The organism is Actinoplanes sp. NPDC024001 (genome assembly GCF_040638955.1).
Taxonomy (GTDB): domain Bacteria; phylum Actinomycetota; class Actinomycetes; order Mycobacteriales; family Micromonosporaceae; genus Actinoplanes.
In genome coordinates, this window is the sequence record NZ_JBEZZB010000108.1 from 1 (window position 1) to 12762 (window position 12762).

Sequence of the window (12762 nt, forward strand, 5' to 3'; positions counted from 1 at the left end):
CGGTTGGCCGCCACGGCGGCCTCCAGGTGCGCGATCGCGCGATCGTCGGCGCCGAAGGCGCCGGCGGCCAGGCCCAGCGGGCGGTGCGCCGAGCCCATGCAGGTCACCGCGAGCGACGGGACGATCGGCAGGTCGGCGTACGGCGCCAGCAGCCCGTACGCCTCCCGAGCCGTGGCGGCGTCCCCGAGCGCCGCGGCGGTCTGCGCGATGATCGCCATGCCGGCGAGCCAGGTGCTGGAGTCCGGCAGGTTGCCCAGCCCCGCGCCGGTGAGCGGGGCGAGCAGGTTCCGGGCGCTCTCCGGGTTGCCGCTGCGCACGCTGAGCAGGGCCGCGGTCGCCCGGAACCCGAACTCGGCCGGGTTGAGCGTCGGCGAGTCGGTCAGGTCGCTGATCGCCGCCAGCACCTCCGCCTCGCGCCCCTGCAACCAGCGGATCATCGTCAGGTGGGTGCCGAAGAAGGCGTGCGCGTCCGCGTCCCCGACCCGGACACCCAGCTCCAGGCAGGCGTGCGCGCACCTCTCCGCCTCGCCGAGGCGCCCGGCCCGCAGGAGCGTCATGACGGTCATGCACTCGGCGATGTACCGCACGCTCAGGCAGCCCAGGGCGTCGATCCGCTCGGTGAGCTCGGTCAGCGACGCCGCCGCCCGGGGGTCACCGAGCTGGAAGAGGTCGACGGTACGCCAGCAGAGCCCGAGCAGCGCCAGCAGCCCGTCGCCGGCCGTGGCGGCCACCGCGATCAGCTCCTCGGCCAGCGGCAGGCGTTCCCGGGTGTGCTCGGCGGTCAGCAGCGCGTGGTGGCACAGCGACAGTCCTTCGGCGAGCGCCTGCCCGTCGCCGAGCCGGCGCGTCTCGGCGAGCGCCGCGCGGACCGACGCGACGGTGCCGCGATGACGGTAGAGCCGCTCCACCGCGAGCCGCATCCGGAGCCGTTGCCGCAGCACCTCCTGGCCCGGGCCGAGACCGTCCAGGGCCCGCTGTTGCAGGCCGGCCATGCGTTCCCAGGCCACCGTCGTGCGGTGCTCGTTCACCCAGACGCCGCCGAGCCCCAGCCCGGCGCGGGCGAACAGCACCAGGTCGCCCTCGCGTTCGGCGGCGGTGACCGCACGGTCGAACAGGTCGCGTGCCTCGGCGAGCCGGCCGCACCGCAGCACCGCTTCGGCCCACTCGGTCAGCAGCACCGCCGGGGTCGGCGCCGACAGCATCTGCTCGTCGGTGGCGACGGCGGCCGCGAGCAGGCTCGCCGCCTGCTCGTAGGCGAACCCGGCGACCATCGCCCGGGCGGCGGTGCGGCACGCGTCCACGGCGGTGGCGGCGTCCTGCACGGAGCGGGTGGCCGCGGCCAGGCAGTGATGGGCGTACCGGGCCAGCCGGCGCCAGCCGTCGCTGTCCCCGGCGATCCGGGACGCGAGGACGGCGGCCGCGCGGGCGTGCGCGGTGGCAAGCTCGGCCGGGGTCAGCAGCCGTTCGAAAGCCTCGCGGACCAGCGCGTGCGCGTAGCAGTACCGGCCGCCGGGCAGCACCGTGGTGAGCCCGGCCACCGCCGCCTCGCCGATCGCGGCCCGCATGACCTCGGCGGCGACCCCGGCGGTCGCCGCGGCATCCGCGCAGGTGGGCTCGCTGCCGAGAACCGACGCGTACGCGAGCCGGCCCCGCGCGCCCGGTGAGACCGCCTCGACCGCGGAGCGGATCGCCTCGGCCAGCGGGCCGAAGCCGAGCTCCGCCGCACCGTCCAGGCAGCCGGAGGCGGCGACCTGCTGCAGGTGCAGCGGATGGCCGCCGGTGAGCCGGACCAGCACGGTCAGCAGGTGCTCGTCGGTGATCGGATGGCCGAGCCCGCCGAGGAAGGCGGCAGTCTCGGCCCGGTCGAATCCGTGCAGCTCCACCGCCGTGGCGTGGTCGTCGGCGGCGGGTTCGTACCGGTCGTGGCCGTCGCCGGTGCGCCGGGACACGACCAGGACCAGCGGGATGGCGGCGGCCTGGCGGCCGATGAACTGGCTGAGCAGCACCGCGCCCGGATCCGCGTCGTGCAGGTCGTCGATGACCACGAGCGCCGGGCGGCGCTCGCAGGCCCGCGCGATCGCGGCGCGGACCGCGACGAACCGGCTGAACCGCTCGGGGTCCACGGCGGCTCCGCCACCGTCGTCCACCAGCAGCCCGGCGGCGTCCTCGCCGATCAGCTCCCGCAGCACCTCGTGCCACGGCCAGAGCGGGGGCGCGCCGCCGCCGGGCCAGCACCCGGCGCGTACCGTCGCGAAGCCGTGGTCCCGGGCCCGGTGCACGGCCTCGCCGCAGAACCAGGACTTGCCGATGCCGGCGACGCCGGTGACGGACACGACGCAGCCGACGCCGTCGGCGGCGGCGTCGAGGATCCGGTCCAGCAGCCGGAGTTCGGTCGAACGGCCGACGAACCCCGGGACGCAAGCGCCCAGCCCGGCCATGCGGCCAGTCTGTCACTCCGGCGCGGACGCCTCCGCCGCGCTGTCGCGCACAGGACACCGGCCTGTGCCATCGCGCGGCACACCGGACGGCACCGATGGCACGCCTTACCCAGTGACGGCACCGCAGCACGGGGTTGCGGAGCCCCGCCGGAAAGCCAGGAGGAGTCGTGACCGACGCCAACGCCAGAATTCACCTCACCACGGTGCGCTGCATCGACGAGAGCGACGGACCGGGCAGCGCCGAGCCGTACCTGTGGACGGTCTTCTTCAAGATCGACGGCGCGACCGCGTCGGTCAGCCGGGAGCTGCGCCTGCAGGGGCGCGCGACCGTCGTCGCCACGCCCGGCAACCAGGGCGACCTGCCCAACCACGACGTGGACGACGGCGAGATCATCATCGTGCCGATGGCGCTCGGGCAGTACCGGACCCGGCTGCGCCCCATCCCCCTGGAGCAACCGCTCGGCGAGATCACCGACGTCAGCGGGGTGATCGGCATGGTCGCGGTGCTGATGGAGGAGGACAACACGCCGGCCTCCGCGATCGCCGCCGGGCACCGGGCGCTGAACCGCGCCGTGCAGCGCGCGCTCGACGCCCTGATCCCGACGCTCGGCTTCGGGCACCAGGAGCCGACCGACGAGGAGATCGAGAAGATGACCCGCGAGATCGGCGACACCGTGGAGGCCGCTGTCCGCGACGACGTGAGCGTCTGGGAGTGGCTGGCCGGGCTCGGCAACATGGACGACAAGATCGGCAGCCTGGTCGTCCAGTACTCCCAGCAGGAGCTGCTGGACGCCAACAACGCCGGGATCCGGTTCCGCCAGCGCTTCCACGACCAGGGCGAATGGGAACTGACCGGACGAGCCTCGGCCCGCCGGATCCCGTGAGGCGGAGCCGGCGATGATCGAATCCTTCGCGGAGGCCGGCGCCGCGGTGCCGCCGGCCGGCACCGCCTGGCTCGGGTCGTTGCGGGTCGAGCAACCGCCGGCACTGTACGGGGCGATGTTCCCGCTGCCCGCGCCGGAGGCGGTGATCGGCCGCGGCGGCGCCGTACGCCTGGAGTCCGCACTGGTCAGCAGACGGCACGCGATCGTCTGGGCGACCGGCGGCCGGGTGTGGCTGCGCGACGCCGGCTCCGCGAACGGAACGTTCGTCAACGGCACCCGGCTCTCCGGGAACCGGCAGCTGCGCGACGGCGACCGCATCGGCATCGGCGACGTCCTCGCGATCTTCACCTCGACCACCGCGCCGGAGCCGGCCACGCCGGCTCCGGTCCCGGCCGCGCCGCCGGAGCCGGGCTCCGCCCGGACCGAGACGACCCGCTACCTGTCCGCGGCCGTCCACCTCGATCGCGGGTTCCGCTCGGCGGTTCTGGACGCGACCGTACGCGAGACGCACCGCGCCGTCTGCCCGTCGTACGGTGTCGATCTGTCGGTCGTGGCCCGCCACGCGCTGGTGGCCGAACGCCGCGAGCTGTGGCGCGACGCCGCGCTGACCGTGGTTCTCGGCGCGGCGATGGTGCTCGCCGGCGTGTGGTGGCCGGCCACCAGCGGGCTGATCCTCGCCGCCGCCGTGCTGGCCCTCGGCACGGTGGCCGCGGTCGCCGCCGAGGCGTGGACCCGCCTCGGCACCCTGGGCCGCTTCCTGCAGTGGGGCGGCCGGCCGGACGCGCTGGCGGCGCCGGCCGGCAGCGAGGCCGTCCTGGACGAACTGCGGCGGGCCAACGACGGCAACGTCATCGTTTTCCCCGCCTTCGACCCGTTCGTGGGCTGCGGCGTCCTGGTCGGCGACGGCTCCTTCACGGTGCCGCTGATCCCGGCCGACGACCGGAAGCCGAGCCCGCTGCGCTCCGGTGAGGTCGTCGAGGAGCTGACCCGGTCGTTGCGCTCGCTGTCCCAGCCGCACATGCGGGTGGACACCCGCCTCTACGTCAACGGCTACAACGTCGCCCAGTTCCCCGACCTGCTGCCGGATCCGCGGCGCCGGCCGCGGACGCACGCGCCGCAGGCCCTGCTGTGGCAGATGATCGACAAGCCGACCGGCATCGTGCGGCCCTATCTGTGTGTGGAGTTCAGCAGCTGGCACGGCCAGCTGGTGGTCACCACCTGCACCCGGGTGGTCGCCCTGCCCGGCGTGCTCTACCTCGAGAGCGCGGCGTACGTGCTGCCGCCGTTGAAGGCCGAGTACTACGACGTCGACCAGATCCGGCTCCACACGCTCGTCGAGCGCCTGACCGCCGTCGCGGGCGACACCGCGCGACGCGGGCTGCCGGCGATGCTCGGGGCGCCGTTCCGGCTGGTGGCCGCGTTCCGGGACGCCGCCGCCACCGAGCGCCTCAACCGGGAGCACCGGCGCCGGATCGCCGAGCGGATCCTGACCGACTACGGCACCGCCACGAGCATCCGCGAGCAGGCCTCCGGCGACGCCATCCACAGCCACTTCATGGCCCAGGACGGCGACATGTACGTCCAGATCGTGCAGCAGCGGATCGCCGACGCGCTGACCGAGCTCCTGGAGCGGCGCGGCTATCAGACCGACAAGGTCAAGCAGATCCAGAACAACGACCACTCCGTCCACATCAGCGGCGGCAGCCAGAACATCGGCGCGATCGGCCAGCACGCGCGTGGCGACGTCGCGGCGAACCGCGCGGCCGGATCCGGCCGCGGCAACGCGAAATAGGAGACGACCATGGGAGACATCCACTTCAGCGGCGGCAACCAGAACATCGGCGCCGTCGGGCAGCACGCCCAGGGGCACATCAGCCACGCGTACGGCGGCCCGCCCGCCGCCGGGCTCGACGACCTGGACCGGCGGATCGCCGAACTGCGCGAGCTCGTCGACCGGTACGCGGCCTGGATCGCCGACCCGCCGGCTGCCCGCGAGGCCGTCGACGAGGTGGCCGAGGAGGTCCGCAGCGGCAACGCCCGGCCCGGCCGGGTCCGGCTGATGCTCAACGCCGTCGCGGGCGCGGCGCCGGGCGTCACCGCGATCACCCAGATGGTTCAGGAGCTGCTGCGGCTGGTCACGCCGACGCCGTCATGACCGGCAACGCCCCGGTGACGCGGACCGCCTAACGTCCGTCGCCACAGACGAAACGCGGACGGAGGAGGGCCGGGTCGATGACACAGCTGGAGGCGGCCGTGCGGGCCGCCACCGCGACGCTGCACGAGGGCGCCGAGGCGCCGCCCGCCCGGTTCCTGCTGCTGCTCAAGGCCACCGACGACCCGGTCGTGCGGCTGGCGGAGATCGCCGCGGTGGTCGAGCCGATCGGCGCCACCGTGCGGCCGTTCTCGGCGCTCGACCCCCATCTGGTCGTCGTGCGGTTCCCCGGCCGGGCGTTCACCGTCGACTCCGGTGGTGCGCCGTTCGCGGCCGCACACCGGTTCACCGAGGCGTTCGACCTGGAGAGCGCCGAACCCGACCTGCCCACCGACCTGTTCCCCGAGGCGAGCGCCAGCCAGGACTTCGTACCCGAAGACGTCTCCGGTTTCCCGCTGGGCTGCTTCGCCGACAGCGAGCCGGCGCTGCCGGACGGCTGGGCGATCGACAGCATCACGGTTCCCGCCGCGTGGGCCTTCTCCGAGACGAACCAGCGACCGTCCCGGGGCCGCAACATCGTCGTCGCGCAGCCCGACACCGGCGTCATCGGGCATCCCGAACTCACCGGCATCACCACGGTGCCCGGATTCGACGTGCTCTCCGACGACACCGATCCGACCGACCCGCTCACCGGGCAGAACCCCGGACACGGCACCGGCACCGCCAGCGTCGTCGTGTCCGGCCCGCCGGGACGGGTCACCGGCAGCGCCCCCGCCGCCTCGCACATGCCGATCCGGGCGATCAACAGCGTCGTGCAGCTCACGCTCGGCACCGTCGCCGAGGCGGTCGACTGGGCCGTCGAGCACGGCGCACACGTGATCACCATGAGCCTGGGCGGGATCTTCTCGTTCAGCATGCAGCGGGCGCTGCGCCGGGCGGTACGCGCCGACGTCATCGTGCTCGCGGCCGCCGGCAACTGCGTCAAGACCGTGGTCTGGCCGGCCCGGTTCGGCGAGTGCATCGCGGTGGCCGGGGTCGACATCCGCGGCGCCAAGTGGCGGGGCAGCTGCAGCGGCTCCGCCGTCGACATCGCCGCGCCGGCGCAGAACGTCTGGCGGGCCGCCGTCCCGAACGGGGCCGGGCAGGGCCAGGGCACCAGCTTCGCGGTGGCGCTGACCGCCGGGGTGGCCGCGCTCTGGCTGGCCCACCACGGGCGGGCCAACCTGATCGCCGCGGCCCGGGCACGCGGCGAGACGCTGCAGGACATGTTCCGCCGGATGGCCGGCGCCACCGCCCGCCGGCCCGCGGGCTGGGACTCCTTCGACATGGGCGCCGGGATCGTGGACGCCCGGGCACTGCTGGCCGCCCCGAACCTCGACCTGGAACTCGGCCGGGAGAGCGTGCCGCTGCCGTACGACTCCCGGGAGGCCGCGGCGCTGACCGTGGCCGGCCTGGCCGCGGAGGAGATCGGCCCGGCGGCGGTCCTGCAGGATCCGCCCGACTGGTACGCCCACGGCCCGGAGCTGAGCTGGCTGCTGCTGCAACGCCGCCGGCGGGCGGACGGCGGCATCATCGGCGAGGAGAGCCCCACCGACCGGCCGGCGCCCTCCGACGACCTGGATCGGGCCGTCGGCAACCCCGAGCTGCGCGACGCCGTCGGGCTGAACGGCGCCCGGCCCGAGGGAGGCGGACGATGAACGGCGAACGGCTCCGCGGCCTGGTCGCGGCGCGTACCCAGGCTGACCGGCAGGGCATCGACCTCGAATCGGTGCCGACCGGCGAGGCCGGCCCGCCGGTGACCGAGGACGTCCTCGGGCGGGTGGCGGCGGCGACCGACGCACGGCTCGCGAAGAACGCCGGCGTCGATCCGCGCGAGTTCCGCGCCGCCCGCGAGGTGCTGCTGCGCACCGCCGAGCGGGTCACCCGCCGCCTCGACGACGACCCGCAGGCCCCGCTCACCCCGGACGACCTGGTCGCGCTGGAGACGGTGGTGCACGCCGACGGGACGCGGCCCAGCCTGCTGATCCGCGACGGCGAGGTGCGAACCGACGACCCGCTGGCCGAGCTCTGGGCCGGCGACATCGAGGGCGGCGGTGAGCCGCTGCGCCGGGCGATCGCGGCGATCGGCCGGGTCGAGCCGGCCGTCACCACCGGCAACGGCTTCTTCGGCACCTGCTGGATCGTCGACCAGGCCGCCGGGCTGGCCCTCACGAACCTGCACGTCCTGCACGCGATCTGCAAGCGGCTGCCGCACGCGGTCGCCCGTACCGACTCGGGTTTCCGGGTGTTCGACGGCGCGTTCGCCGACTTCCGCGCCGAGTCGGACAGCATCGAGACGCACCGCTTCAAAGTGGTCGAGGCGATCCCGTCCGGCGTGGAGGGCCCGGAGTTCGCCCGCCTGGACGCGGCGGTCCTGCGGCTCGAACCGCTGCCCGGCGGCCCCACCGAGCTGCCCGCCGCGATCACGGTCAGCCCCAGCCCGGACGGCCCGCTCGGCCGCTTCGACTCGTGCTGCGTCGTGGGCTACCCCGGTCCGCCGAAGCGCCCCACCGGCACGATCGACGAGATCGACTGGGACTGGGTCAACCGCTCCCTGTTCGGCCGTCTCTACGGCGTCAAACGGCTCGCCCCCGGCATCGCCCACCGCCCGCTCGGCTCACTCGCCGGCGACACTCGCGCGTGGGTCTTCGGCCACGACGCCACCACCCTCAACGGCAACTCCGGCTCACCCATCCTGGCCTGGGACGACGCCGCGTTCGGCCTGCATTTCGGCGGCATCACCCTGGACACCAACTGCGCCCACGGCATCTCCGCGATCGCCACCGAGCTGGCCGCCCTCGGCGTCCCCATCAGCGAGGCGTGAGTCAGCCGCCGAAGCCGGTGAACTCGCCACCGTGGCGGTGGGCGAGCGCCGTCAGCTGGGCGACCCGGGCCTGGTGGACGGGGTCGGGTGGCAGGTCGGGGAAGGCCGCCGCGATCTGCCGGCCGTCCTCGCGGGGGTGCCGGCTGACCTCCGCGCCGAGGTCGGTCGGCGCCGCCGCGCAGGCGTCGCTCTCGTGTTCCGGCACCTCGAGGTAGTAGGTGGTCCGGCGGGGCGTCGGCTCCGGATAGTCGCCGCCCTCCCCCATCGCCCAGTGCATGCGCTGGCAGAGGTCGGCCAGCAGGGCGTTCAGCTCACCGGCGGAGGCGCCGCCGGGCAGCGCCGGGCAGCGGCACAGCGATCGGCGAGCCTCGATGAAGCGCGGTGCCGGTCGCCGGTATGGTGAGCTGCGTTCCGCAAGCGACGACGCCGGCTGGAGGGCGCGCTGATGACCGATGAGACGGCGAAGATCGACGCCACCGTTCCGCAGACCGCGCGGGTCTGGAACTACTGGCTCGGCGGCAAGGACAACTACGCCGTCGACCGGGAGCTCGGGGATCAGATCGCCAAGGAGTTCCCGATCATCGTCGACATCGCCCGTACGGATCGCGCCGCCCTGAACCGGGCCGTGCGCTACCTGGTCGGCGAGGCCGGGGTGCGGCAGATCCTGGACATCGGGACCGGGCTGCCGACCACGAACAACACGCACGAGGTCGCCCAGGCGGTCGCGCCGGACGCCCGCATCGTCTACGTCGACTACGACCCGCTGGTGCTCGCGCACGCCCGCGCGCTGCTCACCAGCGGGCCCGAGGGCGCCACCGACTACATCGACGCCGACCTGCGCGACACCGGGACGATCCTGCGCGAGGCCGGCCGGACCCTGGACTTCAGCCGGCCGGTCGTGCTGATGCTCTCCGGGATCCTCGCCCACCTGCCCACCGCCGAGGAGGCCCGCGCCGTCGTGCGGCGGATCATGGACCACCTGGCGCCGGGCAGTTACCTGGTCGTGGTCGACGGCACGAACACCAACCCCGAGCTCAACGAGGTCATGAAGATCTGGAACGCGACGGCCAACCCGCCGTACGCGATGCGCAGCCCCGATGAGATCGCCAGCTATTTCGACGGTCTCGACCTGGTCGAGGGCGGCCTGATCGATGTGACCCGGTGGCGGCCGGAGCCCGGATCCGATCAGGTCGCGCCGCTGCACAACCTGATCGGCGTCGGCCGCAAGCCCGTGTGACGCGAGGCCCGGGGTCGCGCCTGCGGACGTGGCACGGCCCCCGGCCCATCGACCCCGATCAGCAGAACGCTACGCCCCAGTTGCTGGTGTAGCTGCTGCGGTTCACCTCACGCAGGACGCCGGAGCTGTATGCGGTAATGCCGCGGCAGCCGCCCCAGGAACCGGCGATGTGGCCCTTCATCATGACGGTGGTGCTGCCGCAGTTGCGGTAGCCGACGTACTGCTTGCCGTCGCTGTGGTACGAGCTGGCGCCGCAGGGTTCGGCCAGTGCGGGTGCGGCCGGCGCGAAGACGGCCGCGGTGGCGATGAATCCGGCCACCAGGGTGGTTCGCACAGCTCTCTTCATGATTCCTCCCCGTGCTGTCAGCGAATCGAAGGAGCCCTCGCGAAGGCGGGGACAACGATAGATAAAACTCGATTGCCGACCCAGCCCGCCGTCCGGCAGTTGGCACCATCTGCGCAGCTCGGGACTCATCTCCGCGACGCTCTGGATTTCATCGATGCCTGCGTATACGATCCCGCGAATCATATACGATCCGCGGTTGAAGCCATACGGGGGCAACGATGCGAAGATCTTGGGCGGCCGCATGCACGGCGCTGCTCATCGGCTCCATCCTCACCGTCACGACGCAGAACGCCGCTGCCGCACCGGCGCGGGACGACCAGATCATCACGGTCGTGAAGGAAACCACACCGGACAAGCGATCCGCCGTACGCCGGCTGGCCCCGGACCGGGACCCGTCAGCCGTGGCGTTCGAACGGATGCGGCTGGCCAAACGGCCCACGTTCGGGCCCGGCGACTGCCACGGGTCACCGCTCGCCTGGGAGCCCGGCGGACTGGTCGTCAATCACTTCCGCTACTGCGAGGTGCGCAACTTCACCGCCCTCAGCCTGATCTGCGTCTACTGGGGCCCGACCGGATGCCTGCGGCACAAGGAGCTGGGGCGGGCCGACTTCCGCTACACCCTCGCCGGTCACGGCTGGGACGCCTCCATGGACCCCGGGGGCGCCGACCCGGCGTCCAACCAGATCTCCTGGGTGGGTGTGCTCGACAACTGGACGAACGTGTGGGGTCTGGCCAAGACCCTGCCGCTCTCCATGGAGCTGGTGTGCGAGGCCCGCACCGACACCGCGCCGTGCCGGTCGGCCGGCCCCGCCGAGGTGAGGACGACGCGGTCGGTGCCGGAGTGGCAGAGCAACCCGAGGGCGTCCTTCCGCGTCCTGGAGGCCCCGCTGGACGGCGGCGGTGTGGACAACCTCGCCTACTTCAACTTCCACATCCGGCTCACGTACGGCAACGTGCTCGCCCAGAGCACGCTGGACACGGCCGGGAACTCCTTCCGCTGCGACCACGCGATCTATCTCCGCGGCCAGCGCGGCTGCGTGTTCGACGCCGTCAGCTCCTACTTCGACAAACTCGACCTCAACCCGAGCTCGAACAACTACGAGGAGGCCAAGCACGTCTTCGACGCCTTCTTCGACCCGGCGAGCACGGAGCCACGGGCCATCGACAAGGACGTGCCCGGAAACCTCGACGGCCGCAACGTGCGTCCCTTGACCAGGGCGTACGAGTTGTACAACCAGGCACTCTACGACGCCAACAACGCCGACGCGGTGCGGGTCTGCATCGCGGTCTGGGGACCGAACTACCCGCAGAACGACACCCGCGACTGCGACGAGTACCCCTTCCGCAGCACCCACCAGGGCTCGTCGACGACGCCGACGCACTTCTCGGCCCGGCCGATCCTGCAGGGCCACAACCGGTCCGGCGGGGCGAGCCTCGGGAACTGGTACCGCAGCGAGCGCATCCTCGAGGAGGATCCGTTCTACGTCGTGCTCTCCTTCAGCGGCGACAGCGGCATCGGCACACCGGACGTCGCACCGCGGGTCGACGCCGGCCCGGACACCGGCGGCGTCGAAGGCTCGGGCACCGTGTTGCGGGGTTCCGCCTCCGACGTCGGCAGCACGCCGGCGAGCCGGTGGAGCTATGCGCCGGGCGCCGGTGTCGACCCCGGGGCGATCTGCGCCTTCGGCGACGCCACCGCGCCGGTCACCACCTTCACCTGCACCGATGACGGCACTTTCACGGTCACGCTCACGGCCGATGACGGCGCCAACCCGCCGGTCAGTGACAGCGCTGTCGTCACCGTGGACAACGCCACGCCGGAACTGGCACTCGGCGCCGCCCCGGCGGAGACGCGTGCCGCCGCGGCGGCGGAACCGGGCCCCGAACCGTGGTCGGTCTTCCGTGCCGGGGGCGCCGTGAGCCTGCGGGCGCCGTTCACCGACCCGGGGTCCAACGACACCCAGACGTGCCGGATCTCCTGGGACGACGGCACGACCGAAACGGTCACCGCCGAGCCGGGCCGGTGCGTGCGCGACCACGTCTACGCGGATCCGGGCATGTACACCATCCGGCTCACGGTGCGCGACGACGACACCGGCGAGGAGCAGAGCACGACGATGGTCGTCGTCTACGACCCGGATGCCGGGTTCGCGACCACCGGCGCCTGGCTGGACTCCCCCGCGGGAGCGCTGACCGCCGACCCGACCGCGACCGGGCGCCTGATGGTCAATCTCAACCCGAAGTACAAGCCCGGTGAGTCCGGCCCCGCACCGGGCGGCGGCAAGGTCACGGCCCGCCTCAAGGGCATCGACTTCGAGCTGGACGCCACCGCCCTGGACTGGCTGGTGGTCACCCCCGATGACCGGGTGGCGGTCAAGGGTACGGGCAGGGTCAACGGCGCCGCCGGGTACGGATTCGTGGCGTACGGCTACGACACCCCCGACCGGCTGCGCCTGGTGGTGTGGCCGCTGTCGAGCGGCGAGCATCCCGGGTCCACCACGGTGTACGACAACCGGGCGTCCGCTGACTACGATCTGGACCTGGCCGATCCACAGCCGATCGGCGGAGGCTCCGTCCAGGCCCACCGCTAGGGTCCGACAGCCGGGGAAGGACCTCGTTGCAGCCCCTGAGCAGCCACGACTTCGCGCCGCACGTCGAGCACCGCATGTTCGTCGTACGCGATCCGGCCGGTGATCCGCTCGCCTCCGGCGCGCCGGACCGTGACCAGCTCCTGCTGCCCGGCCCCGGAGGGGTCGGTGGGGGGGGCGCCGCCGCCGCCGGCCGGGGCCCCCCCAGCCCGCCCCACGGGGGGGGGGGGGGGCGCCGCCCCGGGGGGCGCCGG

10 protein-coding genes are annotated in these 12762 nt (G+C 73.4%); 7 read left to right on the plus strand and 3 right to left on the minus strand.

Annotated elements, in window-relative coordinates; all coding sequences use genetic code 11:
* The coding region (locus tag AB0F81_RS33345; protein ID WP_360203680.1) for an ATP-binding protein at positions 1-2438 on the minus strand (2438 nt) is incomplete at its 3' end.
* 167 nt (positions 2439-2605) lie between these two features.
* On the opposite strand from AB0F81_RS33345, the gene AB0F81_RS33350 reads away from it, so the two are divergent.
* The 5 genes from AB0F81_RS33350 (at position 2606) to AB0F81_RS33370 (ending at position 8337) form a co-directional block, all read left to right on the plus strand.
* Positions 2606-3322 (plus strand): hypothetical protein, encoded by a 717-nt coding sequence (locus AB0F81_RS33350; protein WP_360203681.1) that lies wholly within the window; start codon positions 2606-2608, stop codon positions 3320-3322.
* A gap of 13 nt (positions 3323-3335) precedes the next feature.
* On the plus strand, positions 3336-5114 hold the full coding sequence (locus tag AB0F81_RS33355; protein WP_360203682.1) for an FHA domain-containing protein: 1779 nt from the start codon (positions 3336-3338) through the stop codon (positions 5112-5114).
* 9 nt (positions 5115-5123) lie between these two features.
* Complete coding sequence (locus AB0F81_RS33360; protein ID WP_360203684.1) at positions 5124-5477, plus strand: DUF5955 family protein; 354 nt, start codon at positions 5124-5126, stop codon at positions 5475-5477.
* 77 nt (positions 5478-5554) lie between these two features.
* Entirely contained in the window at positions 5555-7171 is a 1617-nt protein-coding gene (locus AB0F81_RS33365) for a S8 family serine peptidase (protein WP_360203686.1), read from the plus strand.
* On the plus strand, positions 7168-8337 hold the full coding sequence (locus AB0F81_RS33370; RefSeq protein ID WP_360203687.1) for a trypsin-like peptidase domain-containing protein: 1170 nt from the start codon (positions 7168-7170) through the stop codon (positions 8335-8337). Before AB0F81_RS33365 ends, AB0F81_RS33370 begins: the two co-directional genes overlap by 4 nt.
* 1 nt (position 8338) lies before the next feature.
* Here AB0F81_RS33370 and AB0F81_RS33375 read toward each other — a convergent pair whose 3' ends face one another.
* The gene (locus AB0F81_RS33375) at positions 8339-8602 is read right to left on the minus strand and encodes a hypothetical protein (RefSeq protein WP_360203689.1); all 264 of its coding nucleotides are present in this window, start codon (positions 8600-8602) and stop codon (positions 8339-8341) included.
* A gap of 180 nt (positions 8603-8782) precedes the next feature.
* Here AB0F81_RS33375 and AB0F81_RS33380 point away from each other — a divergent pair, with 180 nt between their 5' ends.
* The gene (locus AB0F81_RS33380; RefSeq protein WP_360203691.1) at positions 8783-9574 is read left to right on the plus strand and encodes an SAM-dependent methyltransferase; all 792 of its coding nucleotides are present in this window, start codon (positions 8783-8785) and stop codon (positions 9572-9574) included.
* A 58-nt stretch (positions 9575-9632) separates the two neighbouring features.
* Here the strand turns inward: AB0F81_RS33380 and AB0F81_RS33385 are convergent, their stop codons facing one another.
* Positions 9633-9920: a hypothetical protein gene (locus AB0F81_RS33385; protein WP_360203693.1), complete on the minus strand. Its 288-nt coding sequence runs from the start codon at positions 9918-9920 to the stop codon at positions 9633-9635.
* Positions 9921-10138: 218 nt separating this feature from the next.
* Between AB0F81_RS33385 and AB0F81_RS33390 the strand changes: the two genes are divergently transcribed.
* The gene (locus tag AB0F81_RS33390; protein ID WP_360203695.1) at positions 10139-12511 is read left to right on the plus strand and encodes a PKD domain-containing protein; all 2373 of its coding nucleotides are present in this window, start codon (positions 10139-10141) and stop codon (positions 12509-12511) included.
* The last annotated feature ends 251 nt before the right edge of the window (positions 12512-12762 follow it).

What these genes read in the sequence shown, in the direction of transcription:
- AB0F81_RS33355 (WP_360203682.1), top strand. Translation starts at nt 3,336, where the DNA reads ATGATCGAATCCTTCGCGGAGGCCGGCGCCGCGGTGCCGCCGGCCGGC.
- AB0F81_RS33360 (WP_360203684.1), top strand. Translation starts at nt 5,124, where the DNA reads ATGGGAGACATCCACTTCAGCGGCGGCAACCAGAACATCGGCGCCGTC.
- AB0F81_RS33365 (WP_360203686.1), top strand. Translation starts at nt 5,555, where the DNA reads ATGACACAGCTGGAGGCGGCCGTGCGGGCCGCCACCGCGACGCTGCAC.
- AB0F81_RS33370 (WP_360203687.1), top strand. Translation starts at nt 7,168, where the DNA reads ATGAACGGCGAACGGCTCCGCGGCCTGGTCGCGGCGCGTACCCAGGCT.
- AB0F81_RS33375 (WP_360203689.1), bottom strand. Translation starts at nt 8,602, where the DNA reads ATGGGGGAGGGCGGCGACTATCCGGAGCCGACGCCCCGCCGGACCACC.
- AB0F81_RS33380 (WP_360203691.1), top strand. Translation starts at nt 8,783, where the DNA reads ATGACCGATGAGACGGCGAAGATCGACGCCACCGTTCCGCAGACCGCG.
- AB0F81_RS33385 (WP_360203693.1), bottom strand. Translation starts at nt 9,920, where the DNA reads ATGAAGAGAGCTGTGCGAACCACCCTGGTGGCCGGATTCATCGCCACC.
- AB0F81_RS33390 (WP_360203695.1), top strand. Translation starts at nt 10,139, where the DNA reads ATGCGAAGATCTTGGGCGGCCGCATGCACGGCGCTGCTCATCGGCTCC.